Origin of the sequence: Lentzea aerocolonigenes (assembly GCF_000955955.1) — a bacterium.
Taxonomy (GTDB): domain Bacteria; phylum Actinomycetota; class Actinomycetes; order Mycobacteriales; family Pseudonocardiaceae; genus Lentzea; species Lentzea aerocolonigenes_A.
The window spans coordinates 1-26,239 of sequence record NZ_JYJG01000038.1 but is presented as its reverse complement, the minus strand read 5'-3'; the positions used below and the strand labels follow the sequence as shown (position 1 = coordinate 26,239).

The following is a 26,239-nucleotide window of genomic DNA, read 5'->3' as shown; positions in this document are numbered from 1 at the left end:
CCTCAGGCGCGACTCTCATCGACCCCGGACTTCGATACAGGCCCTAGTCGTCGTACGGGTCGTCCGCCTCGATGCGCGGCTCGGCCTCGATCACGCGGGACTGGTCGATCACCGAGAACGCCATTCCCGCGTGGTCCTCGACGACGGTGATGCGGCCGTACGGGGTGTCGTAGGGCTCGACGGTCACCCTGCCGCCGAGCTCCAGCACCCGGTACGCCACCGAGTCGGTGCCGATCTCGGGCGCGGCGTTGAAGTACACCATCCAGTGCGACTGCTCCCCGTACGGGAACTCGCGCCCCATCTTCTGCCGGCCGATGACCTCGGTGCCCTCGACGGACCAGGTCGCGTAGTCCAGCCGGTGCCCGTCGCCGATCTGCGTGATGTCGTAGTGGCACAGCTCACCGAAGAACTCGTCGGCCGCCGCGCCGTCGCGGGTGTTCAGCTCGGCCCACGCGTAGGAACCGTGCCCGCCCATGCCGAACCGCCAGTCCGGTGGCACGTGCCGGAACCCGACGACGGCTCCGGTCGGGTCGGCGATCACCGTGCTCTGCGTGTGGTCGGCGGCGTCCTCGGGGTTGCGCAGCACCGATCCGCCGAGGTGGAAGGCCTTCTCCGCGGTCGCCCGCGCATGGGGCGTGACCAGGTACAACCGCCACGGCTCCGGCTCACCCTGCGGCAGTCCGGCGACGGGGATGCCGTCGACCATCGCCACGGTGTAGCCGGCATCGTCGGCGTAGTGCCAGCCGAACAGGCCTGTGTAGAACTCGATGGAGCCCTTGAGGTCGTCCACGGTCCTCTCCACCCAGCAGGGGCTTCCACCGAGCAACGGCGCGAGCTGGGGTGTGTTGGGCGCGATCGACACTGCCGCCTCCTGCTGGGGAGAGATGCGATCACGCTACGCCGTAGTTGGACGAATTCGAACTGTCACCGGCAAATCGAGGCCCTACAGTGTCTGCGTGAGGGGATTCGTGCGGGCGGCGCTGAACGCGGTGCGTCCGGTAGATGTCGTGCCGAGCCCGAACATCTGGCATTGGCCTGACGTCTACGAGGTCGAGAACCGCGCGCAGGACGTGGGTGGCGCGATCTGGTCGGCATTGCGGTCGGAATGTCCGTTCGCCGGTCTGGACGTCGTGGACGTCGGTTGCGGCGACGGTTTCCACCTGCCGCTCTTCGCCTCGTCCGCACGATCGGTCGTGGGCGTCGAACCGCACCCGCCGCTCGTGGCGCGCGCCAAGAACCGGGTCGCACCACTGTCCAATGTGCGAGTGGTTTCCGGTCCCGCGCAACGGTTGCCGCTCGACGACGCCTCCGCTGATCTGGTGCACGCCCGCACTGCCTACTTCTTCGGGCCGGGGTGCGAACCGGGACTGCGCGAGGCCGACCGGGTGCTGCGGCCGGGCGGTGCGTTGGCGATCATCGACCTGGACGGCGCAGCCTCGCCGTACGGGCCGTGGCTGTGCGCCGACGAGCCGCGCTACGACCCTTCCGCGGTCGAGAAGTTCTTCGCGGACAACGGTTTCTCACTTCAACGGGTCACGGCGGAGTGGCGCTTCGAGCGGCGCGAGGACCTGGAGGCCGTGCTGCGCATCGAGTTCTCCGCTCAGGTCGCCGAGCGGGCCATCGCTTCCGTCGAGGGGCTGAGCTTCCCGGTGGGCTATCGGGTGCACGTCCGCCGCAAGCCCACGGGGCTGATCTCCTCCAGATAGACCGTTCGGGCGCTGTCGTGCGAGCTCATCACATATGTACAGTCCCTCAGCTTCGTCGCTGCGACGTACTACTGGGGGTACGTGATGAGACGCCGGTTCCTGCTGTCCTTGTTGATGTTGGTCAGTGTGCTGTTGATCCCGCCGGCCTCGTACGCGGTGCCACCGGCGGCCGACCTGAATGCGATGTTCACCGCCTACGGAAACCAGGGCGGGCACTGGACCGGCGGTGACAGCACGGTGTCGGTGCGGCTCCCGGACGGCAGGACCGCCTGGTTCTTCTCGGACACGTTCCTCGGCACCGTCAACGCCGACTTCAGCCGTCCGAAGACGGCGCCGTTCATCCGCAACTCCGCGGTGGTGCAGCAGGGCGACCAGCTCGTGCAGACCCTGCACGGTGGTACTGCGCAGAACCCGACCACGCTCGTGACCGGCGCCAACCCGGACGAGTTCCACTGGATCGGGGCCGCGATGGTGCAGGGCAACGCGGTGAAGGCGTTGTACGGGCGGTACAAGAACGCGGGTTCGGGGCCGCTCGGCTTCCAGCGGGTCGGCACCACGCTCGTCACCTTCAGCCTGCCCGCGCTGACGGTCGCGAGCGTCACCGACCTGTCGCTGCAGAACAAGATCGGCTGGGGTTCGGCGATCTTGTCCGACGGTGGCTACGACTACGTCTACGGCACCGAGGACGCCGACGGTTTCAAGTTCGCGCACGTCGCGCGGGTGCCGTCGGGCAACCTCGGTGCGGCGTGGCAGTTCTGGGACGGCACGGCGTGGGGGAGCGACGAGACCCGGTCGAAGCGGCTGTTCTCCGGTGGCGGCACCGGGTTCTCGGTGATCCGCAAGGACGGGCAGATCGTCGTCGTCACACACGACGGCAACGTCGGCTTCAGCCCGTGGTTCGTCGCGTACACGGCTTCCGCGCCGACAGGTCCGTTCGCCGGGCCCACCTACCTGCACAAGGCACCCGAGCCGGGGTTGAACCCGTGGCAGTTCGCCTATGACGCCCAGCTGCACCAGGAGCAGGCGGCCACCGGCACGTTGCTCATGTCCTACAACGTCAACAGCCTGCAGAACGAGGACAACTACAAGGACGCCCGGATCTACCGGCCGCGGTTCGTCGACGTCACCTGGCCACGCCCGATCCCCGGCCCCGGTGTGCCCGCGGCACCGTCGAACGTCAACCTGGCGCTGGGCACCGACGGTGGCGGCACGGTCACCTGGAACGCGCCGGACGGGCTCAGCTTCTGGCTCTACCAAAGGGATGTGACCGCCGGGCAGACGCACTTCTCGCACGGCCCCAGCAGCGTCACGATCAAGTCGCAGCAGCTAGGCGGGCTCAAGGACGGGCACACCTACGAGTTCAAGGTCTCCGCGGTCAACGGTGTGGGCGAAGGTGCTTTCTCCGCAACGGTTTCCGGCACCGCGCACGTCATCCCGCCGAACGCGCCGACGAACCTGCGTGCGACCCCCGGCGTCAACGTCGACGTCGCGCTCGCGTGGGACGCGGTGCAGGGCAGCAACGTGCTGTACGCGGTGCAGAAGCGCGATGTGACGGCCGGCGACACCGACTTCACCGACGTCTGGTTCCCCAGCCCTGCCAACACCACCCACACCGTCACGGATCTGCTGCACAACCACGCCTACGAATTCCGCGTCATCGCACGCAACGGTGGCGGCGAGAGCCCGCCGTCGAACGTCGTGGCCGCCACCGCGGTCTCCGCGCCGCCGCTGGTGCCGACCGGCCTGACCGCCGTGGCGCAGAGCGACGGCAGTGCGAAGCTGAGCTGGAACTCCGCGGGTGAGGGGCTCTGGTACTGGATCTACCAGCGCGACGTCACCGCGGGCGCGGCGTTCCAGCGCCTCGAATATCCCGTCACGAACGGCACCTCGGCCCAGCCGGGGCTGCTGACCAACGGGCACGTGTACGAGTTCGCGATCAGTTCGGTCAACAGGTTCAACCTGGAGTCGGCCAAGTCGCCTGTCGCGAGTGTCACGGCCAGGTGGGACAAGCCTGCCGCACCCGCGAACCTCACGGCGACGGCCCAGTCCGACGGCGGCGTCAAGCTCACCTGGAGCTCCACCGGCGAGAACCACTGGTACTGGATCCACCAGCGAGACGTCACCGCGGGCGAAACCGCGTTCACCAAGCTCGACTACCCCGTCACGGACGGGACGACGTTCACCGCGGGACTGCTGCTCAAGGACCACGTCTACGCGTTCAAGGTCAGCGCGATCAACGCCGGCGGCGACGGGCCGTTGTCGGCGGAAGTCCAGGCGACCGCCCGTTACGACGCACCCGCGGCACCGACGAACCTCACCGCGACGCCCGGCGACGGAACCGTTGCGCTGAACTGGACAGCGTCCGCTCCCGGTGCCTGGTACTGGATCTACCAGCGGGATGTCACCGCGGGCGACACGAACTTCACGAAGCTCGAGTACCCGATCACCGACGGGACCTCGTTCACCGCCGGGTTGCTCGCCAACGGGCACACCTACGAGTTCAAGGTCTCCGCGATCACCGCCGGTGGCGAGGGCGCGGCGAGCGCTCCGGTGTCCGGGAAGCCGATGCCGCCGTTGCCGGCCAAGGTGACGGGGCTTTCCGCGACGCAGCAGGCCTCTGGTGAGATCAAGCTGTCGTGGAGCGCTCAGCCGAGCGTCTACTACTGGATCTACCAACGTGATGCGACCGCCGGGCAGCAGTTCAGCAAGCTGCCGTTCCCCGCCTCCGACGCCTCGTTCACGGCCGGTGGGCTGACCCACGGGCACGTCTACGAGTTCAGGATCGCCGCGACCAACCTCGCGGGTGACGGTCCGGCTTCCGATGTCGTCAGCGCGAAGTCGCAGTTCGCGGTTCCCGGCGCGCCCGCGAACCTGCGCGGCTCGGCCGCCGGTGACGGAAGCATCGACCTCGCCTGGGACTCCGCAGGCCCGAACCTCTTCTACTGGGTCTACCGGCGCGATGTGACGGCGGGTGAGGCCGGGTTCACGCGGGCGGCGTTCCCGACGGACAAGACGTTGCTGTCGTGGGAGCAGCTGCAGAACGGGCACGTCTACGAGTTCTACGTCCGAGCGGAGAACGCGGGCGGGCTCGGTGCCGCGTCGAACACGGTCTCGATCAAGTCGCTCGGCGGGCTGCCGCAGCCACCGTCGGGCCTCACCGCGTCGCCCGGCAACGGTCGCGTCGTGATCTCGTGGACGGCCAGCAGCACGCCCGACGTCCTTTACTGGGTCTACTACCGCGATGCTTCCCTGGGCGAGAACTTCCGCAAGCTGGAGGTGCCGTTCGGTTCGCCGGCCGCGACCCTGGAGCCGTTGACCAACGGCCACACCTACGAGTTCAAGGTCGCGGCGACGAACTGGGCGGGCGACAGCCGTACGACCCCGGTGGTGAGCGCGCGGCCGTTGCCGCCGGTGCCCGCCGCGGCGTCGTTGACCGCCATCGCGGGCAACGGCGAGGTCGGCCTCGGGTGGAACGCCGTCGACCAGGCGACCTACTTCTGGGTCGAGTACCGCGACATCACCGCTGGTCAGGGTAGTTTCCAGCGGTTGCCGCTGCCGGTGTCGAACTGGGCTCTGACGGTCAGGCCGCTGGCCAACGGCCACCAGTACGAGTTCCGCGTGATCTCCGGCAACGTGGCGGGGGAAAGCGGCCCGTCGAACGTCGTGCGCGCCACACCGGTGCCGCCGCCTCCCGCCGCTCCGTCCAACCTGCGTGCGGTGGCGGGCAACGGCAAGGTGTCGCTGTCGTGGAACGCGAGCCCGTCCGGCCCGGTGTACTACTGGGTGTACTTCCGGCCGCAGGGGCACCGCGACTGGTACTACTTCCAGTACCCGGCGAGCGGAACCTCGTTCGTGGCAACGGGTTTGCTGAACAACTTCACCTACGAGTTCAAGGTGACGGCGGCGAATCTCGGCGGCCAGTCAGCACCGTCCAATGTGGTCAGTGCGCGTCCGTTCCTGCCCCTTCCCGCCGCGCCGCCGAACCTCCGGGTGACCGCGGGCGACGGCCAGGCGACGCTCACCTGGGACCCGAGTCCGTCCGGGCCGGTGTTCTACTGGGTCTACTTCAAGCCGCAGGGGCAGAACGACTGGTTCTACTACCAGTTCCCGGCGAGCGGAACTTCTTTCGTGGCACAGAACCTGCTGAACGGGTTCAACTACTCGTTCCGCGTGACAGCGGCGAACCAGGCAGGCCAGAGCCCGCCGTCGAACGAGGTGACGGTCAAGCCGATGCCGCCGTTGCCGGCGAAACCAACGGGGCTCAGGGCGCCGGCCTACGCCTACAACTCGCGGATACCGCTGTACTGGGACTCGAACCCGGTGCCCGGCGTGAGCTACTCGGTGGAGGTGCGCAACGCCAGCCACCAGGGTGTCTGGTATCCCTGGGAGTCCACGCGTCAGACCTCATCCGTGTTCGACCCGTCGACGTACGGCATCGTCTGGGAGTTCCGGGTGATCGCGCGGAACATGACCGGTAGCTCGGAGCCCAGCGACGTGGCCCGCCAGGTCTCGTTGCCGTGGCTGCCTTACGGCTCACCTCCGTCGTACGGGTTCAACGGCGGCAACGGTGCGAACGCTGCCGCGGTTCCCGTCGCGATGAGCTTGGAGTGCGACGACAGCTTCCGGCAGAAGATCTGCTTCGGCTGGTCGGTCGGCGGAAACCAGCCGTCGACCATCGGTGACTACTTCTTCTACCCCGGCAGCAGGGAGGACCTGAACAGGTGGATCCGCTGTGAGGCCTACGAGAACATGTACCTGCGCGGGAGAAGCGGCGCAGGTGCGGTGAACTCGGTCGGTCAGGACCTGCTGCGGCACGAGGCCATCCACTCCATGCAAGAAGGCGGGTTCCTTCCGCCACAGGGATTCGGATTGTTCGTGGCGGCATACATCTACGAGTCCGTGCAGTCGAAGATTCGGACCGGCGACTGGGCGAAGAACAACGCCTTCGAGATCAACGCAGGTCTGGAACGAGGTGGCTACCAGAGGTTCGACGACATCCAGAAGTTGTGCAGCTGGGCGTCCGAACGGGCCGGCTACTAGCGATGTGATCATGAAGCTGCGGTCGGGGATGTGGTTCGGCGCGGACCTGGACGAGGTCCGCGCCGAGCCGCGCGGAGACGTGGCGTCCTGCCAAGTACCTGTGCATCTGCGCGGACTAGGCTCTGATTCGTGGAGAAGCGAATCGCAGGCAGGTTGAACCGCCAGGTCGGCGTCGTGGGGCTGGGCTGCTGGCAGCTCGGCGCCGACTGGGGCGAGGTGGACGAGTCCGAGGCGCTCGCACTGCTGCACGCCGCCGCCGACACGGGTGTCGACTTCTTCGACACCGCGGACGTGTACGGCGACGGGCGCAGCGAGTCGCTGGTCGGCCGCTTCCTGAAGGAGCGCGAGGACGACGGCATCTTCGTGGCTACGAAGATGGGGCGGCGGCTGCCGGCGCAGACCACGGAGGGGTACAACCGGGAGAACTTCCTCGCGTGGAACGACCGGAGCCGCCGCAATCTGGGTGTCGACACGCTGGACCTCGTGCAGCTGCACTGTCCGCCCACGCCGGTCTACAGCCGGGACGAGGTGTACGACACCCTGGACGAAATGGTCGAGCAGCAACGGATCGCTGCTTATGGCGTGTCGGTGGAGAAGGTCGAGGAGGCGCTGGAGGCGATCAGGCGTCCGCACGTGGCCAGCGTGCAGATCATCCTGAACGCGTTCCGGCTCAAGCCCCTCGAGGAGGTGCTGCCCGCGGCTCAGGAGGCGGGTGTCGCGATCATCGCGCGGGTGCCGCTGGCGTCTGGGCTGTTGTCCGGGAAGTACACCGCGGCAACGACTTTCGGTGCGGACGACCACCGCAACTACAACCGCAACGGTGAGGCGTTCGACGTCGGCGAGACGTTCTCCGGGGTCCCGTACGAGGTCGGGCTGGAGGCCGTGGAACGGCTCCGGCCGCTCGTGCCGGAAGGGGCCACGATGGCGCAGTTCGCGCTCAGGTGGATCGTGGACCAGCCCGGTGTCACCGTGGTGATTCCCGGTGCCCGCAACGTGGAGCAGGCGCGGGCGAACTCAGGGGCTGCTTCCTTGCCGCCCGTGGACGAGAAGGCAGTCGCTGCCGTTTACGACGAGCTGATCCGGCCGCACGTGCACGACCGGTGGTAGGTCACTCCTCGGCGAGGATGGCGTAGAGCCTGCGCCGCAACTCGTTGTAGAGCTCGACCGTGCGTGCCTTCTGCTCGGGCGTGCCCGCGTGGGAGATCTGCTCCATCGCGCTGCCGAGCAGCCGGACCGCGGTCCGCAGCTCGCCGTCGACCGGGTCGAGCTGGATGTCGATGTCGCGCCAGGGCGGGGCCGTGTGCTCCGTCCTGCCGTGCTCGGTGACCGTGAACAGCTTCTTGCCTCCTTCTTCTTCGGAGGAGATGAGGCCTTCGTCGGCGAGCATCTGCAGCGTCGGGTAGACCGAGCCGGGGCTCGGGCTCCACGCGCCGCCGGTGCGCCTGGCGATCTCCTGGATGATCTCGTAGCCGTGCATCGGCCGTTCTGCCAGCAAGGACAGAACCGCCGCCCGGACGTTGCCGCGCCTCTGGCGGCCGCCCCTGCCACCGCCCCCGAAGGGACCGTGGCGATGCCTGTGGTGGTGCTCTCTGTGGTGTGGTCTCATCATCATGTCGCTAACGATATATCGGAATCTATCGCGATGCAACGGTCTTGTGGTCGCGAAGTTCGTGGGACACTAGATGTGCTATGACTTCGCTTCCCCTTGTCTTCGACGCGCCCAAGCGCGGCCTGCCGCCGCGCCACCTCGTCGACCTGTCGCCTGCCGAACGTGCCGAAGCCGTTGCGGCTCTTGGTGAAAAGCCGTTCCGCGCCAAGCAGCTGTCGAACCACTACTTCAGCCGCCTGACGGTCGACCCGGCCGAGATGACCGACATCCCGGCCGCCACGCGCGACAAGCTGGTTGCGGACCTGATGCCGCCGTTGTTCACGGTCGTGCGCAAGGTCACAACCGACGAGGGGACGACCGCCAAGACGCTGCTGCGGGCGCACGACGGCACGCTCATCGAGTCGGTGCTGATGCGCTACCCGGACCGCGCGACGCTGTGCATCTCGTCGCAGGCGGGCTGCGGCATGGCGTGCCCGTTCTGCGCGACCGGCCAGGGCGGCCTGCAGCGCAACCTGTCGACCGCCGAGATCGTGGACCAGGTCCGTCTGGGCGCCGCGGCGATGCGCGACGGCGAGCTGCCGGGCGGGCCGGGCAGGCTCTCCAACATCGTCTTCATGGGCATGGGCGAGCCGCTCGCGAACTACAAGCGCGTGATCGAGGCTGTCCACCGCATCACGGCTCCGGCGCCGGACGGTCTGGGCATCTCGCAGCGCACGGTCACTGTGTCGACGGTGGGTCTGGTGCCGGCGATCAAGAAGCTGACCGAGGAGAAGCTGCAGGTCCGGCTCGCGGTGTCGCTGCACACGCCGGACGACGAGCTGCGCAACACGCTCGTGCCGGTGAACACGCGGTGGGACGTCGCCGAGGTGCTGGAAGCCGCGCGGGGGTACGCGGACCAGACCGGGCGGCGGGTCAGCATCGAGTACGCGTTGATCCGGGACATCAACGACCAGGGCTGGCGTGCGGACCTGCTGGGCAAGAAGCTGCGCAAGTACCTGGGGCAGCTGGTGCACGTGAACCTGATCCCGCTGAACCCGACGCCGGGAAGCAAGTGGGACGCGTCGCCGAAGCCGGTGGAGCGGGAGTTCGTGCGGCGGGTGCGGGAGCAGGGTGTCGAGTGCACTGTGCGGGACACGCGTGGGCAGGAGATCGCGGCGGCCTGCGGTCAGCTCGCTGCCGAGGGCTGAGCTGGGTCTACCTGCCAATAACAACCATCGGTGCTAGCATTGACTGCAATGACAGCGCCGGAGGTGGATCATGGCGGTCCTGACGATCCGCGACTTCGATGAGAGTCTGAAGGCAAAGCTCAGGATTCGTGCGGCTGAGCACGGCCGATCGATGGAAGCCGAAGTACGGGCGATCCTCGCTGCGGTGCTGACCAAGTCCGACTCAGGGCCTGGCATGGGGACGAGGATTCGGCAGCGTTTCGCCGACGTCGATGACGCCTCGTTCGAACTGCCTCAGCGTGCCGAGTCGCCGCGAGCAGCGGAGTTCCCCGAGTGATCGTTCTTGACACCAACGTTGTTTCCGAACTCATGAGGCGGGTTCCGAACGACGAGGTGGTTCGCTGGGTCGATCGATACCCGGCCGATGAAGTCTTCGTCACCGCGGTTACGGCTGCCGAGCTCGCGTATGGCGTTGAGCGAATGCCGGAGGGGCAACGCAAGACGACGCTCGCGGTGAAGATCTCGGAACTCCTGACCGAGGAATTCCAAGGGCAGATCCTGCCGTTCGACGGTGTGGCTGCCGTGTACTACGGCGAGATCGCAGCGGCTCGTGAGGATCAGGGTTCGCCGATCAGCATGGCCGATGCGCAGATCGCTGCGATCTGCCGTCGCTTCGTGGCCTGCCTGGCCACCCGCAACACGAAGGACTTCGTGGACACGGGCATCACCCTGCTGAACCCCTGGGGCGCCGACGACTTGTAAGACGGCAGGGGACATCAACGACCAGGGCTGGCGCGCGGATCCGCCGGGAAGCAAGCGGGATACGCGGGGCCAGGAGATCGCGGCGGCCTGCGGTCAGCTCGCGGCCGAGGGCTGATCAGGAGCCCCTGGCGACCAGGAAGAAGTCGAGCCACAACAGGCGGACCTTCGTGTGGCACAGCCACTCCGGCTCGACGTTCGGCGTACCGGACAGTCCGGGGTCCCGGTAGTCGATCCTGAACGTGCCGTTGCTGTCGAGCACGACCAACGAGCAGAAGGTGTCGTCACCGGTGGCGCGCTGCCAGGCCGCGTCGCCGTTGCTCATGCCGTCGTCGGTTTTGCGCACGTAGCCGTCGTCGAGGTACCGCTGGAACTGCGCACGCTGTTCGTCGACGGTGCTGACCGAGGACTCGAAGACGGCGGACTTGCCGGATGCCGCGTCGGTGAAGTGGCACTTCCTGCCGGTGGCGGTGCCCTCCTCCGACGTCAGCGGAGGCAGGCCCTTGACCCTCGTGAAGACGTTCTCGCAGCTGGGCAGCGGCTTCTGGCCGTAGGCGCCTGCCTCACGGTTGTTGATCAGCAGGAACGTCGTTGTGGCCGCTGCCACCAGCAGGAGGGTCGTGGCGATCGTGATGCCGACGATCCAGCCGGTGCCGAGTCCAGGTCGTTTCATCGCGGGGGACGCTACTGGAGCAGTTCGATCTTCGCAGGGTGAGTATTTGCGGTGCGGCGTGGTGGCCGCCGGTTCTACCGTTTCCCGCGATGAGACATGAGGGGGAACGCTGGCGCACGCTCGTCAGCACCGTGAGGTTGGGGCGGGACGAGTGCCGGGTGGTGAGGCCGGCTCGGCCGTTGCGTCATGCGCCGTTGTACGAGGGGTACCTGGGCGTCGAGGCGTGCGTGACCAAGGAGTCGGCGCTCGGCATCGCGATGGCTTGGGCGTTCGCGATGCGGTCGCCGCGCACGGTGGTGTACCTGCCGCTGCGGCAGAGCGACTGCGAGTGCAGGTCCGCCGACGGGCCCGCGCTGGATCTGGTTCTGCTGCACCAGAGCCTCGGGTTCCGGCTGTCGGAGTGGAAGGACGGGCGCGCCAGGCTTCGGGGCGGACGGCCGCACACCGTTGTGTGCCAAGGGATGCCGCGGGAGCGCGAGGAACCGCGGTGGGACCGGCAGGAGCTTCGCGGCGAGATCGTGGGCGGCACCGTGTTCGTCGTCGGGAGCCGGTCGGCGTTCCAGGCTGGTGCGGAGGCGTTCCGGCAGCTGGTCGAGGACTGCCCGCGCCACATGCACGAGGCTCCCGGCACGCATTGCTGCGCCGAGGTCACGGCCAAAGATCAGCACCCGAACTGGCTGCACGTGGTGTACTGCAACGAACATCGCGTACACGCCTGAGGGGGCCTGGCAACACATGGGTGTCATGTACGACTACTTCGCCGCGCCGTCGGACGAACTCGCAGCTGCCACGATCGACGGCGGGCCGGTGGGTCTGTTCAGGACGGTCGAGACCAAGTTCGTCGACCCTGTCGTGGTCGTGGGGAAGCTGGAGGAGCTGCTCACCGGCCGCGCCTACGACGAGATCTCCGCGGATCCGCGCTGCGGCGACGATCTGGCGGTCGAGCACGACGGCGAAGTGCTGGTCCTCACGGTCACCGACGGCCTGCGGGACGGGCTCGCGGCGGCCGGTGACCTGGACGAGATCGCGGTGCGGTGGGCCGGGATCGAGGAGCTGAACGGGTTCGAGGCCGAGGTGCTCGCCGGCATCCTGGGCGAGCTTCAGGCCCTGGCAGTCGAGGCGGAGAAGAACGGGGAACGGCTCTACTGCTGGGTGTGCGTCTGAACGGAACGGCCCCCGCTCACACCTGAGCGGGGGCCGGGGCGGCTAGAGCTGCCAGTTCTGGTTGGCGCCGCCCGAACACGTCCAGATCACCAGGCGCGTGCCGTCGGCGGAGGAGCCGCCGGACGCGTCCAAGCACTTGCCGGACTGGGGATTGCGCAACGTGGTGCCGACGCGAGACCACACCTGGGCTCCCGTGCCGTTGCAGGTCCACAGTTGCACAACGGTTCCGTTGGCGGTGCCGGAACCGGCCACGTCAAGACACTTTCCCAATGCGCGCAACGTGTCCCCGGAACGCGACCACTGCTGGGCGTCCGTGCCGTTGCAACTCCACAGCTGGATGACCGTGCCATCCGCGGTGCCGGAACCGTTGACATCAACGCACTTCCCGCCGATGCCCACGATCGAGCCGCCACCGCTGGAAGACGACACCAGGAACTGGCTGCGCGCGACGTTCCAATGCGTTGCCAGGTAAGAACCCGCGGCCGGGTTGGTGTGGAAGTAGTCGTCGCCGCCGCAGTCGATCTGGTTCTCGGGTGCGCCGGGACAGACGTTCACCAGGCCACCGGGTGGCGAAGGGATGCCGCCGTCGTCGTAACACATGATGTCCTGGTCGTCCCAGCAGTGGCCGTAGGCCGTGGAGTGCGGGGCGGAACGTTGCACGGCGCCCAAGGTGTGCAGCAGTTCGTGTCCGCTGGCCTGCCACGTCCAGCAGCCCGTACCCACTGCGGCATAAGAAGGTCCGGAGTTGTAGCCGTTGTCGGCACCTGGACGGTCGTCGCCCGGCGCGCCCCACGCCACGCCGCAGCCGTCGGAGTCGTGCCAGAACAAGTACTTGCGATCAGTGCGGTTGTACCCGCGCGCAGCGAGCTGGTCGGCGATGGCGGAGGGGGAGGACATCGCGGACTGGGGCACGACAACGTTGTCCACGGACGCACGGCAGGCCGAGTTCGTCACGAAGCGCACGTGCCGGACGCCGCCGCCCAGGCGTGAGGCCGCCTCGACGAACGTGTTGTCGATCTGGTCGGCGAACGTCTGGAACTGGCCCACGGACTGCGAATACCGGTCGGCGGACTGGTCGCCGCGCACATAAACAGTCTGGACGCGTTTGCCGCTCACGCCGTCGCCGTCGCAGACCACGGACTGGATGGACACAGCCGACGGCTCGCGGAACTCGGCCGGCAGATCGTCGACCATCGGGGTGAGCAGCGCCAATGCGCTGAGCAGGGCAGCTAAAGGCATCACAGGACCGCCTTCGGGAGGTGAAGAACAGGGAAGCGGTCTAGACCAATAAAGACGGTAGCGAATCGGCCACGCGCTGTCAGCGGACAGAACCGGACAGGAAACCGGGCGGCGCGAGAGGGCGGATACCATGCCGCGCGTGGGGGAACCGACGAGGCTGGTCGCGGGCAGATACGCGACGATCAGAGAGCTCGGCCGGGGCGGCATGGGGGTCGTCTGGCTCGCCGAGGACCGGGTCATCGGCCGCCAGGTCGCGCTCAAGGAGCTGCGGACCACCGAGAGCGAGCGCGTGCTCCGCGAGGCCCGCACGGCAGGGCGTCTGAACAGCCCGAACGTCGTCGGCATCTACGACGTCATCGTCGAGGACGGCGTCACCTACCTGGTCATGGAGCTCGTCGAGGCCCCTACGCTCTCCGAGGTCATGACCCGCAAGAGCCTCACCGAGGACGAGGTCGCGGACATCGGCCTGCAGACGCTCAGCGCGCTCGAGGCGGCCCACGCGGCGGGCATCGTCCATCGGGACGTCAAGCCCAGCAACATCATGGTGCTGCCGGACGGACGCGTGAAGCTCGCCGACTTCGGCATCGCGCGGGCCATGGACGACCCCGGGCTGACGGCGACCGGCGGCATCATGGGTTCGCCGGGCTACATGGCGCCTGAGCTGTTCGCGGGCAAGCAGCCGTCACCGGCGAGCGACCTGTGGGCGTTGGGCGCCACCATGTTCCACGCGATCGAGGGTCGCGCACCGTTCCAGCGCGACACGACCGCGGCCACCATGCACGCGATCATGTACGAGGAACCCGTCCTTCAGCGCACCACGGGACCGCTCGCCGCCACGATCATGGCGCTGCTCAGCCAGGACGACGCCCAGCGCATCACCGCACCCCAGTTGCGCGAACGACTGAGCGACCGCACCAGGACGGTCAGGCCGTCCACGCAGTCCGAGCGGACGGTGGTCATCGAACCCGTCACCACCTTCGTCGCGCCGCAGACGACGCGCGACGACTGGGACGACGAGAAACCCAAGTCCCGCAAGAAGATCGGCATCGTCGCAGGGGCCACGGCGGCCGTCGTGGTGATCGCGCTCGCCGCCGTCTTCCTGATCAAGCCGACCACGCCCGGCAACGCCTCGGCGCAGCAGGGTCCCGGCTCCAGCGAGCAGCCGGCCAGCCAGACCAGCAGCACCGCCTCCAGCGCGCCGTCCAGCAGCAGCGCGGCCCCGAGCAGCAGCAGCCAAGCGCCGTCGTCCAGCCAGGGCCCGAAGCCGACCCAAAGTCAGCCGAACCAGCCGCAGCCGACGACAACGCAACCGAAACCGCCGCGTGAGACGCTGGTGCTGACCCGCTACCTGAAGTCGGGCGGCTTCCACTACAGCGGCACGTCGAGGGTTCCGGCGCCGGCCGGTTTTCAGGCGGAGGCGCACTCCCTCGGCAAGCTCCTCGCCAAGGAGGAACCGGGCACGAAGCCGCTCTACGCCTGTCGCATCAACGGATCCGAGGACCACATGACCTCGGTGTCGCCGACCTGCGAGGGCCAGACCGTGCTCAGCGCCACCCCGCTCGGCCACGTCTTCAAGGACAAGCCCGGCGACGTGCCGACGCTTCCCCTCTACCGCTGCATCTTCAAGGGCACGCACTTCGACTCGCTCGACTCGAAGTGCGAGGGCTACCAGCAGGAGTGGCAGTTCGGCTGGGTCGTCGGGTGATCGCCGGCCGGTACCGCACGATCCGCGAGCTAGGCCGTGGTGGCATGGGCGTGGTCTGGCTCGCCGAGGACCAGGTCATCGGACGCAGGGTCGCGCTCAAGGAGCTGCGCACGTCGGAAACAGAGCGCGTCCTCAGCGAGGCGCGCACCGCAGGCCGTCTGAACAGCCCGAACGTCGTAGCCATCCACGACGTGATCACCGACAACGGCGTCACGTACATCGTGATGGAGCTGGTCGAGGCGCCGACGCTCACGGACCTCATGGCGCGCAGGACGTTCACCGAGGACGAGGTCGCGAGCATCGGCCTGCAGACCCTCAGCGCGCTCGAAGCGGCCCACGCGGCCGGGATCGTGCACCGGGACGTCAAGCCCAGCAACATCATGGTCGCGCCGGACGGCACGGTGAAGCTGACCGACTTCGGCATCGCGCGGGCCATGGACGACCCCGGGCTGACGGCCACGGGCGGCATCATGGGTTCGCCCGGTTACATGGCGCCGGAGTTGTTCGCCGGCAAGGCTCCCTCACCCGCCAGCGACCTGTGGGCCTTGGGCGCCACCATGTTCCACGCGATCGAGGGCCACTCACCGTTCCAACGCGACACGACCGCGGCCACGATGCACGCGATCATGTACGACGAACCGGTCCTGCGCAGAGCCCGCGGTCCACTCGCGACCGTGATCATGGGGCTGCTGCACCAGAATCCCGCTCAGCGCCTCACGGCGGCCCAGACCAGGGCCCAGCTCGGTTCGCCGTCCGAACGCACCGTCGTCATCGAGCCCGTCACCACCTTCGTGGCACCGACGCGTGAGGAGTTCCCCGAACCCAAGCGCACGGGTCTGATCGCGGGTGCCGCCGTCGCTGCCGTCGTGGTGATCGCGCTCGTCACCTTCCTGATCGTGCGGCCGAACGACGAGCCTGTCACCCCTGCCGCACAGCAGGTCACGACCACGGCGACCCCGCCCGGTGAGACGTCGAGCAGCGCGCCCAGCAGCAGTTCAGCCGCGCCGAGCAGCAGTCAGACGCCGTCGAGCACGCCCAAGTCGACTCAAGCCCAGGCGCAGCCTCAGCCGACGAGCGCTCCGCAGAAGCCGAAGCGCAAGACGCTCGCGCTGAACCGGTGGAACGACGGCAAGTGGTACTTCACCGCGTCGCCCATCATCGCCAAACCCTCCCAGTTCACCGCGAAGGACGGCCCGGCCGGCTGGATCGCGGAGAGCGAGGAGGCGGGCACCCGCAAGCTGTACGCGTGCAAGATCGGCACCGCCGGTGACTACATGACCGCGGTGAACAGGGACTGCGACGGCCACGAGTTCGCCGGCGAGCTCGGCTGGATCTTCACCACCCAGCCCGCGGACGCGGAGTCGAGGGTGCTCTACCGCTGCACCAGGGACAGCGGCAGCAGGCACTTCGACTCCCTCGACGGCGACTGCGAGGGCGAGCACCGCGACGGTCCGCTCGGATACGTCCTCACCGGGCCGTAGCGGGCTCCAGTCCCATCGGCTCCGCGCTGTCGAACGTCTCCCGCGCCTCGGCGACGGACTCGTAGTTCTGTTGCGCCCACAACCGCAACGCGGCCAGCGGCTCGGTGACACTGCGACCCAGCGCCGTCAGTTCGTACTCGACGCGCAACGGCACCGAGGGGTAGACCGTGCGCGTGACGAGCCCATCGCGCTCCAGCGTGCGCAACGTCTGCGTGAGCATCTTCTGGCTGACGCCGTCCAGCCGGCGCTTGAGCTCGCCGAACCGCTTGGGCCCGTCCTCCAGAGCTCCGATGGCCAGCGCCGTCCACTTCGACGCGACCATGTCCAGCAGGTCGCGGCACGGGCACATCTTGAGGTAAACGTCCCTGATCACGCCATAGTTTCTACCAGGTACCTAGTGCACAAGATAGTGCCTAATTGCCAGTAGAGACCTGGTCTCTCAAGCTAGTGGACATGCGAGCGATCATCCAGAACGAGCTGAACGGCCCTCTGACCCTCACCGACGTCCCCAAGCCCGCGCCACTGCCGACGGAGGTGCTGGTCAGGGTCCACGCGGCGGGCGTCAACCCGGTCGACTGGAAGACCCGCGCGGGTGGCGGCATGGCGGGCCTGCAGAGCTTCCCGTTCATCAACGGCTGGGACGTCTCGGGTGTCGTCGAGGAGGTCGGCTTCGGTGTGACGACGCTCAAGCCAGGCGACGAGGTCTACGGCATGCCACGCTTCCCGCACGCCGCGAGCGCCTACGCCGAGTACGTCACGGCGCCGAGCAGGCACTTCGCCAAGAAGCCCCAGAGCCTCACGCACGTCGAGGCGGGCGCTCTCCCGCTGGCCGCGCTCACCGCGTGGCAGATCCTCAAGGACACCGCCGACGTGCAGCCGGGGCAGAAGGTGCTGATCACGGCCGCGGCGGGCGGCGTCGGACACCTCGCGGTCCAGATCGCGAAGGCCCACGGCGCGTACGTCATCGGTACCGCGCGCGGGCCCAAGCACGCGTTCCTGAAGGACCTCGGTGCCGACGAAGTGATCGACTACACGCTGGGCGACTACGCGGGCAACGACATCGACGTGCTCGTGGACCTCGTCGGCGGCTCGTCACCGGAAGCGGTGCGCAGCGGCGGCCTGTTCGTCGGCGTGCCGTCCGGAGTGGACAGCGTGCGCCGTGACGACATCAGGATCAGCCCGATCCTGGTCGAGCCCGACCGCGCCGGGCTGGAGGCGATCACCGCGCTCGTCGAGTCCGGCGAGCTCAGGGTGCACGTCGACGCGACGTTCCCGCTGGAGGACGCCGGAAAAGCACATGCCCTGGGCGAGACTGGCCGCACCCAGGGCAAGATCGTGCTCGAAACGCTCTAGCGGCGCCAGGACGTGCGCTTGCGGGCCGCGTCCCACACGAGACCGCCGACGATGACCACGATCGTGACGATCAGGTAGATGTTCTCGGTGTTTCCGTGGTGGTTGCGGAACACCAGCATCAGGAAGAGGAAGACTGCGGAGAGGATGCCACCCCAGCGAACCGCGCCGGGGAGCGAGCCGTGCCAGCCCCACTCGTGCGACGGCTCCTCGTGCGGGTCGACCGCAGGACGCTTCTCCAGTTCCGAGGACGAAGCCACGGTTTCCTCCACTGCTCATCCGGATTACCGGGTCATCGTCGCACATGTTGATGAGCACGGATGTGTGAGGTCGCGCGCGCTCGGCTTACCTGCGAGGTCGAGCGCCGTTAGTCTCAGCGCGGCCACACCCGTCCGATCTCCGAAGGCGCCTCGACTTGACCGGCTTCTCTCCCGCTGAGGCCTCCACCCCGGACACGTTCGCCCCCGTCGAGATCGGTCTGCACGGGGTGCGCAAACGCTTCTCCGACCAGGTGGCGGTCGACGGCATCTCGCTGAACGTCCACGAAGGCGAGTTCTTCTCGGTTCTCGGCCCGTCCGGCTGCGGCAAGACCACCGTCCTGCGCATGATCGCGGGCTTCGTCGACCCCGACGAGGGCCGCATCGAGCTCGACGGCAACGACATGGTGGGCGTCCCTCCGTACCGGCGGGACGTCAACACCGTCTTCCAGTCCTACGCGCTGTTCCCCCACATGTCGGTGTGGGACAACGTCGCGTACGGCCTCAAGCGCAAGAAGATCCGCGGCGAGGAGCTGCGCAAGCGCGTCGGCGAGCACCTCGAACTGGTGCGGCTCTCCCAGTTCGCCAAGCGCAGGCCCTCCCAGCTGAGCGGCGGCCAGCAGCAACGCGTCGCCATCGCCCGTGCGCTCGCCGCCGGTCCACGACTGCTGCTGCTCGACGAGCCGCTCGGCGCGCTGGACGCCAAGCTGCGCAAGGAGCTGCAGATCGAGCTCATGCGCATCCAGCGCGAGGTCGGCACGACGTTCCTCTACGTCACCCACGACCAGGAAGAGGCGCTGGTCCTCTCGCACCGCATCGCCGTGATGAACGCGGGCAAGGTCGAGCAGGTCGGTTATCCGGAGGACGTCTACGAGCGGCCGGCCACCCGGTTCGTCGCGGGTTTCATCGGCACGTCCAACATCCTCGACGCCGAGGTGTCCGGTGTGGACGGTGAGTTCGCCGCGCTGACGGCTCCCGGCGCCACGAACCTGCGCGCCAAGTTCACCGGCAAGGTCAGCCACGGCCAGAAGGTCGCCGCGACCGTGCGTCCGGAGAAGGTCCACCTGTTCAACGAGACCGCCGAGCCGCCGACGGGCTGGTGCGTGCTGAAGGGCGTGGTCCAGGACGTCGTCTACACGGGCGTCTCCACGCAGTTCGTGGTCGACACGCCTGGCGGCGAGCTGGTCGCGTTCGTGCAGAACGCCCAGCGCATCGACGACGCGGGTGCTCCGGGGCAGCCGGTGCGGATGGCCTGGGACCCCGAGTTCACCGTGCTGCTGGACAAAACCGATGGCTGAGCTCCGGATCGCCCGGCTGTGGGACACCGACAGCCCGCGGGTGACCCGGCGAGCGATGCTGGGCTCGATGGCGTACTTCGCGCTCGCCGCGTGCGCCGTCGGCCCGGCACCGACCAGCAGCGGCGACGTGAACGCCGCCAAGGCCGTGAACCTGCGGGACGAGCCGAAGCTCAACTTCTACAACTGGACCGACTACATCGCGCCGGAGACGTTGCCGGGCTTCCAGACCGTCACGGGCATCGAAGTCACGTACGACAACTTCTCCACCAACGACGAGATGGAAGCCAAGATCGCGTCCGGCCAGGCGGGCTACGACCTGGTGGTGCCTTCTGACAACTTCCTGCGCCGGTTTCTCAGGTCAGGCCTGCTGCAACCGCTCGACCACGACGCCATCCCGAACCTCGCGAACCTCGAACAGCGGTTCGTCGAGGCCGACTACGACCCCGGCAACAAGTACTCGGTGCCGTGGGCTTGGGGCACAACGGGTCTGGCCTACTCGAAGTCGCAGATCGGCGGCGACGTCACCGGTTTCGACGCCTACGACCTGCCGAACGCCGAGAGCCGCAGCTCGATCCTCGACGAGGCCCGCGACGGCCTGGCACTCGGCCTGCTCAAGCTCGGCCACGACCCGAACACCACGGACGCGAAGCAGATCGACGACGCGGCGAACTTCCTGCTGTCGCTGAAGAAGAAGCTCGGGCAGATCACCTCCGACGTGATCGAGCCGCTGACCTCGGGTCAGGTGCGGCTGGCGCAGGCGTACTCCGGTGACGCGTTCCAGGCGAAGGCGGCCAACGACGACATCGGGTACGCCATCCCGGAAGAGGGTGGACTGTCCTACGTGGACCTGCTCGTCATCCCGAAGGACGCGCCGCACGCCGGGAACGCGCACCGGTTCATCGACTACGTCCTCGGCGCGGACACGGGAGCGGCGCTGTCCAACGCGGTGCGCTACGGCAGCCCCAACGCCGCCGCCAAACCGTTGATCGACAAGGACCTGTTGAACGACCCGGTGGTCTACCCGCCGGAGGAACAGCTGGAGAAGCTGCCGTTCACCAAGGACCTCGGCGGTGCGGCGGAAGCGCTGTACGCCGACGCCTGGACGAAGGTCAAGACCGGCTGACCGGGAAGCTCGCGAAGCCCCGGATCGTCGTCGACTCGCGGAACGTGGCCGCCGCGGTCTGGGTGATGCGCGGCCACTTCCTCGCGAGGGCGCGGAAGACGACATCCCCTTCCATCCTGGCGAGCGACGCGCCGAGGCAGTAGTGGATGCCGCTGGAGAACGCCAGGTGCTCCGGCTGCTGTGCGCGGGTGATGTCGAAGCGGTTCGGGTCCGGGTAGACCTCTGGATCACGGTTGGCCGCTGCCAGGATCAGGAAGATCCCGTCGTCACGCCGCATCCGCCGGTGCAGGTCCGGCACTGCCTCGTGTGCCACGCGGCCGGTGTAGTGGACGGGCGGCGCCCACCGCAGCACCTCCTCGACCGCCGCGGGAGCGAGGTCGGGATCGCTCTTCAGCAGCTCCCACTGCTCGGGGTGGTCCAGGAAGGCCATCGTGCCGTTGCCGATCAGGTTGACCGTCGTCTCGAACCCGGCCAGGAGCAGCAGCAACAACGTGCCCATCAGCTCGTCCGGGGTGAGCTTCCGCTCGTCCTCCGCCGCGACCAGCGAGCTGATCACGTCGTCGCCCGGCTGCCGGCGCCGTTCGTGGATCAGCCGCTCGAACAGCTCGATGATCCGCTGGTACGTCCCGCCGAGCGGGCTGCCGCTCGCGGCGCGCATCCCGAACTCGGCGAACGACCTGGTGTCGGACTCGGGAATGCCGAGCAGATCGCTGATCACCATGACCGGCAGCGGCGTGGCGAAGTCCTGGACGAGATCCATGGAGTCGTTGTCCAGCAACGACTCCGCGATCTTCTCCACGCGCGGCCGGTAGGAGTCGATCATCTTCGGGCTGAACGCGGGCGCGGCCAGCCTGCGCAGCCGGGTGTGGTCCGGCGGGTCCGCCTCCAGGAACGAGGTCGGCTGCAGTCCGAGCGACGTCATCGCGGGCAGCGAGCTGTCCAGGAACCGCACGCCGAACCGGCGGTCCCGCAGGATCTTGTTGCACACCGCGTAGGACGTCGTGACGTACAGGCCGCCCTCCTCCGAGATCGCCCCCTTCGCCCTGATCGCCTCGTAGACCGGGTACGGGTCCTCATGACCGGTCAGCCGCTCCAACATGACTTACCCCCTGGTAGAACGTCGTGAGCACGAGTCCTGGCGCGTCGAGAGGTGCCAGCCGTCCGGCGGCGATGCCCTCCCAGGCGCTGTAGACGCCGGCGTAGAGCGTCTGGGCGATCCACCACGCGGGCAGGTCGGCGCGCAGCCGCGTGCCCTGCAGCCGGGAGATCAGGTCGATCACCGGCTGGTCCATGACCGTGAGCCGCATGCTCAGCCGTTCGTCGTCACGCAGGTTCGGGAACCGCAGCAGGAACTCGACGCGCGGGCCCAGCGGCACGAGCTTCGCGACGAGCTGCTCGATCGCGGTGTCGCTGCCGGTGTCGACGCTGGAGATCGCCGCGTCCACGAGGTCGAGTGCTTCGGTGGCGAGCGCGTGGATCAGATCCGATCGAGTGGGAAAGCGCTTGTGGAGTGTGGTCCTGCCGACACCGGCCGCCTTCGCGACTTCGCCCAGGGACGCCGTCGGGTCCCTGAGCAGCACCGATGTGGCTGTTTCGAGGACGTGAACACTCATGTTCACAACGGTACACGAATGTTCAGATGGCATGATCTGCTTTCGTGTTGCGACGCTGGCTGAAGGCCAACGCCCTGCTCACGCCCACCGGGCTGTGGCTGGGGATTTTCCTGATCGCGCCGCTCGTGGTCGTCGTCGAGTTCAGCTTCGCCACGCGGGACACGGGTGTCGCCCGCGCGGTGCTGCCGTGGACCACGCAGGCCTACCTGAGGGCGCTCGACCCGGCGTTCCTGCCGATCTTCGGCCGGACTCTGGTCTACGCGGTGGCGACGACGGTCGCCTGTCTGCTGCTGGGTTTCCCGCTGGCGTGGTTCATCGCGCGGTACGGCGGCCGGTATCGCACGGTGCTGCTCGCGGCGGTGCTGATCCCGTTCTGGTCGAGCTATCTCGCGCGGATCTACGCCTGGAAGGCGCTGCTGGACGGCGAGGGCCTCGTCAACACCGTGCTCGGGTGGGTAGGGCTGGGGCGCGACGGCGGGTTCCTGCTCACGCACGGCGCGGTGGTCCTGGGGCTCACGTACGGCTTCCTGCCGTTCATGGTGCTGCCGCTGTACGTGGCGTGCGAGCGGTTCGACTTCCGGCTGGTCGAGGCGTCGTTCGACCTCGGCCACGGGCGGATGTCCACGTTCTTCCGGGTGGTGCTGCCCGGTGTGTTCACGGGTGTGCTGGCCGGGTCGTTGCTGGTGCTGGTTCCCGCGGCGGGTGACTTCGTGACGCCGAAGCTGCTCGGCGGCGTCGACCAGTCGACGTTCGGTTCGGTGATCGACGACCAGTTCCGAGGTGGCAACAACTGGCCACTGGGTTCGGCGATGGCCGTGCTGCTGCTCGTGCTGGTGGTGCTCGTGCTGCTGCTGCGCGGGCGGCGAGGGGAGGACGTGCTGTGAACCGTCGTCCGTGGGCGCTCGGGATAGTCGTGGCTTTCGTGTTCCTGTTCCTCTACGCGCCGATCGTGTGGCTGGGGCTCGCGTCGTTCAACTCGTCGCGGTCGCTCAGCAAGATCAGCGGGCTGTCGACGCGGTGGTACGCCGAGCTGTTCGACGACGTGCGCGTGCTGGAGTCGCTGCAGCTGACCCTGCGACTGGCACTGGCGTCCGCGGTGATCTCGACCGTGATCGGCACGCTGGCGGCGTTCGGGCTGCGGCGGGCGTTCCCCGGTCGCGCGCTGTGGACGGTGCTGCTGTCGCTGCCGCTGGTGGTGCCCGAGGTCGTCATGGGCGTGGCGATGCTGGGGTTCTTCGTGAAGCTGGCCGGGATTCCACTCGGGTTCGGCGCGCTGTTGTTCGCGCACGTGGCGTTCTCGCTGAGCTTCGTGGTCGTCGTCGTGCGGTCGCGGGTGTCCGGAATGGACGTTCGGATGGAGGAGGCGGCAGCGGATCTCGGTGCGTCGCCCTTCGTGGCTTTCCGGACTGTCACGCTGCCCTTGGTGGCACCTGCGGTGGTCGCGGGAGCTGCGTTCGCGTTCCTGCTGTCGTTCGACGACGTGGTGATCTCCTCGTACCTGACCGGTGTCGGGTCGACGACGCTGCCGGTGTTCGTCTACGCGCAGGCCTCGAAGCGCGGTATCTCGCCGGAGATCGTGGCGCTGTCGACGTTGATGGTGACGGCGACCGCGGTGCTGCTGGTCACCGGTGTGGTGATCGCGTCGTGGCGGGCCCGGAAGGCGGGGTCGCCGGCTCAGCTGGTCTGACTTCTCAAAGCGTCAACTTTCGTCGCGTGAATTCGATACTCCAGCGTGCCGCGCGGACATGGGACGTCTCGTAGCTTGAGAGCGTGATTACTGCTGTGCGGACCAGGGCCGAGGCGTTGCGCGCCGACACCCTGGCCCGGCTCAAGGCGCTGACCCCGGTGCGGGTCCTCGGCGACGCGATCGTGATCCTCGCCGCGATCCTGCTGGACCTGTGGCCAGGACCGTGGGGCGAGCACAAGGCGACCGGCTGGCTGCTCGCCGGGTACATCGCCTGCTACCTGGTGCTGTTGCCGCTGCGGCACGTGTTCCCGGCGGCGGTCATGATCGGCGGCGCCGCGATTCCGTTCCTCGGGCCCGCGCTGATGGTCGTGCTGAGCTACACGGCGGGCCGGCGGATCGAGTCGTGGGTCAAGGCGGTGGTGTCGACCGCGATCACGTTCGTCGTCGTGATCCTGGTGTGGGACTGGGACGCGCGGCCCGTCGACATCGAGCCCGTCTACGGCATGCTCATCCTGATCACGATCTTCGGCGTGGGCGTGGCGCTGCCGTTCCTCGTGGGTCGCTACCTGGCACAACGCGAGGCGCTGGTGCAGGCGATGCAGGACCGCGAGGCGCGGATGGCGATCGAGCACCGGATGCTCTCCCGGCAGGTGCGCCTGCGGGAACGCAGCCGGATCGCCCAGGACATGCACGACAGCCTCGGCCACCGGCTGTCGTTGATCTCCGTGCACGCCGGCGCGCTGGCACTCGACCCGTCGCTGGGGGACAAGCAGCGCGAGGCGATCGGCGTGCTGCGCTCGGCGGCGTTGACCGGTATGGAAGAACTCCGGGCGATCATCGGCGTGCTGCGGGCAGAGGACGGTCCTGACGACGACCCCGCCACCCGGACCGTGGAGTCCATCGACTCGTTGGTGGGCGACGCGCGCAAGGCCGGCGTCTTGGTGTCGTTGGTGCGTGGTGGGCAGGCGCATCCGTTGCCCTCACGCGTGTCGCACGCGGCGTATCGCGTCGCACAAGAGGGCTTGACCAACGCCGCCAAGCACGCGCCGGGAGCGGCGGTGCAGGTGACCGTGAAGTACGAGCCGGACGCGCTCGTGGTGGAAGTGCGCAACAACCCGTCGCGCAACGACTCATCGGTCCGTGAGCCGGGCGTCGGGCTGATCGGGCTCACCGAACGCGTGCGCGTGGCGGGCGGCATCCTGCACGTGGGCGCGCTGCCGTCGGGTGGCTTCCGCATCGCCGCCGTGCTGCCGTACGAGGAGACGGCGCTGCCGGACGAGCCGGAGGACGAGCACGACGAGGCGGAGTCGCCGCGGTCGATCCGCAAGTGGGCGGGCGTCGGATCCATCGCGGGCGCCTCGCTCGTGCTGGCCGTCATCATCGGCGGCTTCACCTACCTCGGCGCGCAACCGGTGACCAAGGTGGTGAAGCAGGCGGACCTCGACAAGATCCACGAGGGCCAGTCGGAGGCAGAGGTGATGGCCCTGCTGCCGTCCGGCGACGAACCCCTGATCGGCAACGGCGAACGCCAGTCGCAGGCCTCGCCCGAACCACCGGGCGCGCGCTGCGTCTACCACGTCACGGACGAGCAGTCGTACCTCGCCAAAGGCACCCGAGTGGTGCGTTTCTGCTTCCGAGACGGCAAGCTGGTCGAGAAGAAGATCCACGTGCAGAGGACAGGTTCATGATCCGGGTGCTCATCGCCGACGACGAGCCGCTGATGCGCGCCGGCATCAAGGCCATCCTCGGCACCGCCGACGACATCGAGCTGGTGGCGGAGGCGGGCGACGGCCGCGAGGCTGTGCAGATCGTCCGCGAGCGCCGCGTCGACGTGGCGGTGCTCGACATCCGCATGCCGCGGATGGACGGCCTGGCGTGCGCGCGCGAGCTGCGGACCGTCGCGCCTGCCGTGCGGGTCGTGATGCTGACGACGTTCGGCGAGGACGAGAACATCGTCCGCGCCCTGTCCGACGGCGCCGCGGGCTTCCTGCTGAAGGACTCGGCGCCCGAAGAACTGCTGCGAGCCGTCCGCGCGGTGCACAACGGCGAGGCGTACCTGTCGCCGATGGTCACCTCGCGCGTGGTCGGGATGGTGGCCACGTCCGGCCAGCCGAAGCGGCAGGAGGCGCAGAAGGCCGTCGCCGGGCTGACCGAGCGCGAGGTCGAGGTGCTGGCGTTGCTCGGGCAGGGGATGTCGAACGCGGACGTGGGGGCGAAGCTGCACATGTCCGAGGCCACCGTGAAGACGTACGTGTCGCGGTTGCTGGCGAAGCTGGGGCTGACGAACCGGGTGCAGGCCGCTCTGCTCGCACGGGACGCGGGCCTCGCGAGCTAGTGGCGCGACCCAGAACGTTGGCGGGTGATTCACG

The 26,239-nt window shown here is 68.2% G+C and carries 25 protein-coding genes; 17 read left to right on the top strand and 8 right to left on the bottom strand.

Annotation, left to right across the window (positions count from 1 at the left end):
- Nucleotides 1-43: 43 nt before the first annotated feature.
- On the bottom strand, nucleotides 44-862 hold the full coding sequence (locus UK23_RS06880) for a VOC family protein (protein WP_045310533.1): 819 nt from the start codon (nucleotides 860-862) through the stop codon (nucleotides 44-46).
- 94 nt (nucleotides 863-956) lie between these two features.
- Between UK23_RS06880 and UK23_RS06875 the strand changes: the two genes are divergently transcribed.
- The 3 genes from UK23_RS06875 to UK23_RS06865 all read left to right on the top strand — a co-directional run bounded on the left by UK23_RS06875 (nucleotide 957) and on the right by UK23_RS06865 (nucleotide 7,853).
- Nucleotides 957-1,706, top strand: a complete 750-nt coding sequence (locus UK23_RS06875) for a class I SAM-dependent methyltransferase (RefSeq protein WP_045310532.1) — start codon at nucleotides 957-959, stop codon at nucleotides 1,704-1,706.
- A gap of 84 nt (nucleotides 1,707-1,790) precedes the next feature.
- Entirely contained in the window at nucleotides 1,791-6,746 is a 4,956-nt protein-coding gene (locus tag UK23_RS48350) for a fibronectin type III domain-containing protein (RefSeq protein ID WP_052684436.1), read from the top strand.
- Nucleotides 6,747-6,875: 129 nt separating this feature from the next.
- Complete coding sequence (locus UK23_RS06865) at nucleotides 6,876-7,853, top strand: aldo/keto reductase (RefSeq protein WP_045310531.1); 978 nt, start codon at nucleotides 6,876-6,878, stop codon at nucleotides 7,851-7,853.
- Between the two features lies 1 nt (nucleotide 7,854).
- Here the strand turns inward: UK23_RS06865 and UK23_RS06860 are convergent, their stop codons facing one another.
- Nucleotides 7,855-8,241 carry a PadR family transcriptional regulator gene (locus tag UK23_RS06860; RefSeq protein WP_231114403.1) on the bottom strand — a complete coding sequence of 129 codons (387 nt, stop codon included), beginning with the start codon at nucleotides 8,239-8,241 and terminating at the stop codon, nucleotides 7,855-7,857.
- Nucleotides 8,242-8,435: 194 nt separating this feature from the next.
- Between UK23_RS06860 and rlmN the strand changes: the two genes are divergently transcribed.
- From rlmN to UK23_RS06845, 3 genes are all read left to right on the top strand, one after another.
- Nucleotides 8,436-9,542, top strand: coding sequence for a 23S rRNA (adenine(2503)-C(2))-methyltransferase RlmN (gene rlmN / locus UK23_RS06855; protein WP_045310529.1), 1,107 nt, complete (start codon nucleotides 8,436-8,438; stop codon nucleotides 9,540-9,542).
- Between the two features lie 70 nt (nucleotides 9,543-9,612).
- Complete coding sequence (locus UK23_RS06850) at nucleotides 9,613-9,858, top strand: FitA-like ribbon-helix-helix domain-containing protein (RefSeq protein WP_045310528.1); 246 nt, start codon at nucleotides 9,613-9,615, stop codon at nucleotides 9,856-9,858.
- Nucleotides 9,855-10,283, top strand: a complete 429-nt coding sequence (locus UK23_RS06845; protein ID WP_045310527.1) for a type II toxin-antitoxin system VapC family toxin — start codon at nucleotides 9,855-9,857, stop codon at nucleotides 10,281-10,283. The genes UK23_RS06850 and UK23_RS06845 overlap by 4 nt, the downstream gene beginning before the upstream one ends.
- 115 nt (nucleotides 10,284-10,398) lie before the next feature.
- On the opposite strand, the gene UK23_RS06840 is transcribed toward UK23_RS06845, so the two are convergent.
- The gene (locus tag UK23_RS06840) at nucleotides 10,399-10,953 is read right to left on the bottom strand and encodes a hypothetical protein (RefSeq protein WP_045310526.1); all 555 of its coding nucleotides are present in this window, start codon (nucleotides 10,951-10,953) and stop codon (nucleotides 10,399-10,401) included.
- Nucleotides 10,954-11,042: 89 nt separating this feature from the next.
- On the opposite strand from UK23_RS06840, the gene UK23_RS48345 reads away from it, so the two are divergent.
- Together UK23_RS48345 and UK23_RS06830 are read left to right on the top strand one after the other, a co-directional pair.
- The gene (locus UK23_RS48345; protein WP_156212889.1) at nucleotides 11,043-11,672 is read left to right on the top strand and encodes a hypothetical protein; all 630 of its coding nucleotides are present in this window, start codon (nucleotides 11,043-11,045) and stop codon (nucleotides 11,670-11,672) included.
- A gap of 16 nt (nucleotides 11,673-11,688) precedes the next feature.
- Complete coding sequence (locus tag UK23_RS06830; protein WP_045310525.1) at nucleotides 11,689-12,117, top strand: hypothetical protein; 429 nt, start codon at nucleotides 11,689-11,691, stop codon at nucleotides 12,115-12,117.
- A 42-nt stretch (nucleotides 12,118-12,159) separates the two neighbouring features.
- Here the strand turns inward: UK23_RS06830 and UK23_RS06825 are convergent, their stop codons facing one another.
- Nucleotides 12,160-13,356: a ricin-type beta-trefoil lectin domain protein gene (locus UK23_RS06825; RefSeq protein WP_045310524.1), complete on the bottom strand. Its 1,197-nt coding sequence runs from the start codon at nucleotides 13,354-13,356 to the stop codon at nucleotides 12,160-12,162.
- 130 nt (nucleotides 13,357-13,486) lie between these two features.
- Here UK23_RS06825 and UK23_RS06820 point away from each other — a divergent pair, with 130 nt between their 5' ends.
- Both UK23_RS06820 and UK23_RS48340 read left to right on the top strand, forming a co-directional pair.
- Nucleotides 13,487-15,061 carry a serine/threonine-protein kinase gene (locus tag UK23_RS06820; protein ID WP_045310523.1) on the top strand — a complete coding sequence of 525 codons (1,575 nt, stop codon included), beginning with the start codon at nucleotides 13,487-13,489 and terminating at the stop codon, nucleotides 15,059-15,061.
- Complete coding sequence (locus tag UK23_RS48340) at nucleotides 15,058-16,542, top strand: serine/threonine-protein kinase (RefSeq protein WP_052684434.1); 1,485 nt, start codon at nucleotides 15,058-15,060, stop codon at nucleotides 16,540-16,542. Before UK23_RS06820 ends, UK23_RS48340 begins: the two co-directional genes overlap by 4 nt.
- On the opposite strand, the gene UK23_RS06810 is transcribed toward UK23_RS48340, so the two are convergent.
- Nucleotides 16,529-16,891, bottom strand: a complete 363-nt coding sequence (locus UK23_RS06810; RefSeq protein ID WP_045310538.1) for a winged helix-turn-helix transcriptional regulator — start codon at nucleotides 16,889-16,891, stop codon at nucleotides 16,529-16,531. The genes UK23_RS48340 and UK23_RS06810 overlap by 14 nt on opposite strands.
- Nucleotides 16,892-16,995: 104 nt before the next feature.
- Here UK23_RS06810 and UK23_RS06805 point away from each other — a divergent pair, with 104 nt between their 5' ends.
- Nucleotides 16,996-17,895: an NADP-dependent oxidoreductase gene (locus UK23_RS06805; RefSeq protein ID WP_045310537.1), complete on the top strand. Its 900-nt coding sequence runs from the start codon at nucleotides 16,996-16,998 to the stop codon at nucleotides 17,893-17,895.
- On the opposite strand, the gene UK23_RS06800 is transcribed toward UK23_RS06805, so the two are convergent.
- Nucleotides 17,892-18,152 (bottom strand): DUF2631 domain-containing protein, encoded by a 261-nt coding sequence (locus tag UK23_RS06800; RefSeq protein ID WP_045310536.1) that lies wholly within the window; start codon nucleotides 18,150-18,152, stop codon nucleotides 17,892-17,894. The two genes, UK23_RS06805 and UK23_RS06800, sit on opposite strands and share 4 nt — an antisense overlap.
- A gap of 155 nt (nucleotides 18,153-18,307) precedes the next feature.
- On the opposite strand from UK23_RS06800, the gene UK23_RS06795 reads away from it, so the two are divergent.
- Both UK23_RS06795 and UK23_RS06790 read left to right on the top strand, forming a co-directional pair.
- Entirely contained in the window at nucleotides 18,308-19,447 is a 1,140-nt protein-coding gene (locus tag UK23_RS06795; protein ID WP_045310522.1) for an ABC transporter ATP-binding protein, read from the top strand.
- On the top strand, nucleotides 19,440-20,570 hold the full coding sequence (locus UK23_RS06790) for a polyamine ABC transporter substrate-binding protein (RefSeq protein WP_045310521.1): 1,131 nt from the start codon (nucleotides 19,440-19,442) through the stop codon (nucleotides 20,568-20,570). The genes UK23_RS06795 and UK23_RS06790 overlap by 8 nt, the downstream gene beginning before the upstream one ends.
- Here the strand turns inward: UK23_RS06790 and UK23_RS06785 are convergent.
- Together UK23_RS06785 and UK23_RS06780 are read right to left on the bottom strand one after the other, a co-directional pair.
- Nucleotides 20,557-21,669 carry a cytochrome P450 gene (locus UK23_RS06785; protein WP_082114459.1) on the bottom strand — a complete coding sequence of 371 codons (1,113 nt, stop codon included), beginning with the start codon at nucleotides 21,667-21,669 and terminating at the stop codon, nucleotides 20,557-20,559. The two genes, UK23_RS06790 and UK23_RS06785, sit on opposite strands and share 14 nt — an antisense overlap.
- Nucleotides 21,644-22,183 carry a TetR/AcrR family transcriptional regulator gene (locus tag UK23_RS06780; protein ID WP_082114461.1) on the bottom strand — a complete coding sequence of 180 codons (540 nt, stop codon included), beginning with the start codon at nucleotides 22,181-22,183 and terminating at the stop codon, nucleotides 21,644-21,646. Before UK23_RS06780 ends, UK23_RS06785 begins: the two co-directional genes overlap by 26 nt.
- A 44-nt stretch (nucleotides 22,184-22,227) precedes the next feature.
- Here UK23_RS06780 and UK23_RS06775 point away from each other — a divergent pair, with 44 nt between their 5' ends.
- The 4 genes from UK23_RS06775 to UK23_RS06760 all read left to right on the top strand — a co-directional run bounded on the left by UK23_RS06775 (nucleotide 22,228) and on the right by UK23_RS06760 (nucleotide 26,205).
- Entirely contained in the window at nucleotides 22,228-23,067 is an 840-nt protein-coding gene (locus UK23_RS06775) for an ABC transporter permease (RefSeq protein ID WP_045310520.1), read from the top strand.
- Nucleotides 23,064-23,870 (top strand): ABC transporter permease, encoded by an 807-nt coding sequence (locus UK23_RS06770; protein ID WP_045310519.1) that lies wholly within the window; start codon nucleotides 23,064-23,066, stop codon nucleotides 23,868-23,870. The genes UK23_RS06775 and UK23_RS06770 overlap by 4 nt, the downstream gene beginning before the upstream one ends.
- Nucleotides 23,871-23,953: 83 nt before the next feature.
- A complete protein-coding gene (locus UK23_RS06765; RefSeq protein WP_045310518.1) occupies nucleotides 23,954-25,558 on the top strand; it encodes a histidine kinase in 1,605 nt (534 codons plus the stop codon).
- Nucleotides 25,555-26,205 (top strand): response regulator, encoded by a 651-nt coding sequence (locus UK23_RS06760; RefSeq protein WP_045310517.1) that lies wholly within the window; start codon nucleotides 25,555-25,557, stop codon nucleotides 26,203-26,205. Before UK23_RS06765 ends, UK23_RS06760 begins: the two co-directional genes overlap by 4 nt.
- Nucleotides 26,206-26,239 lie beyond the last annotated feature (34 nt).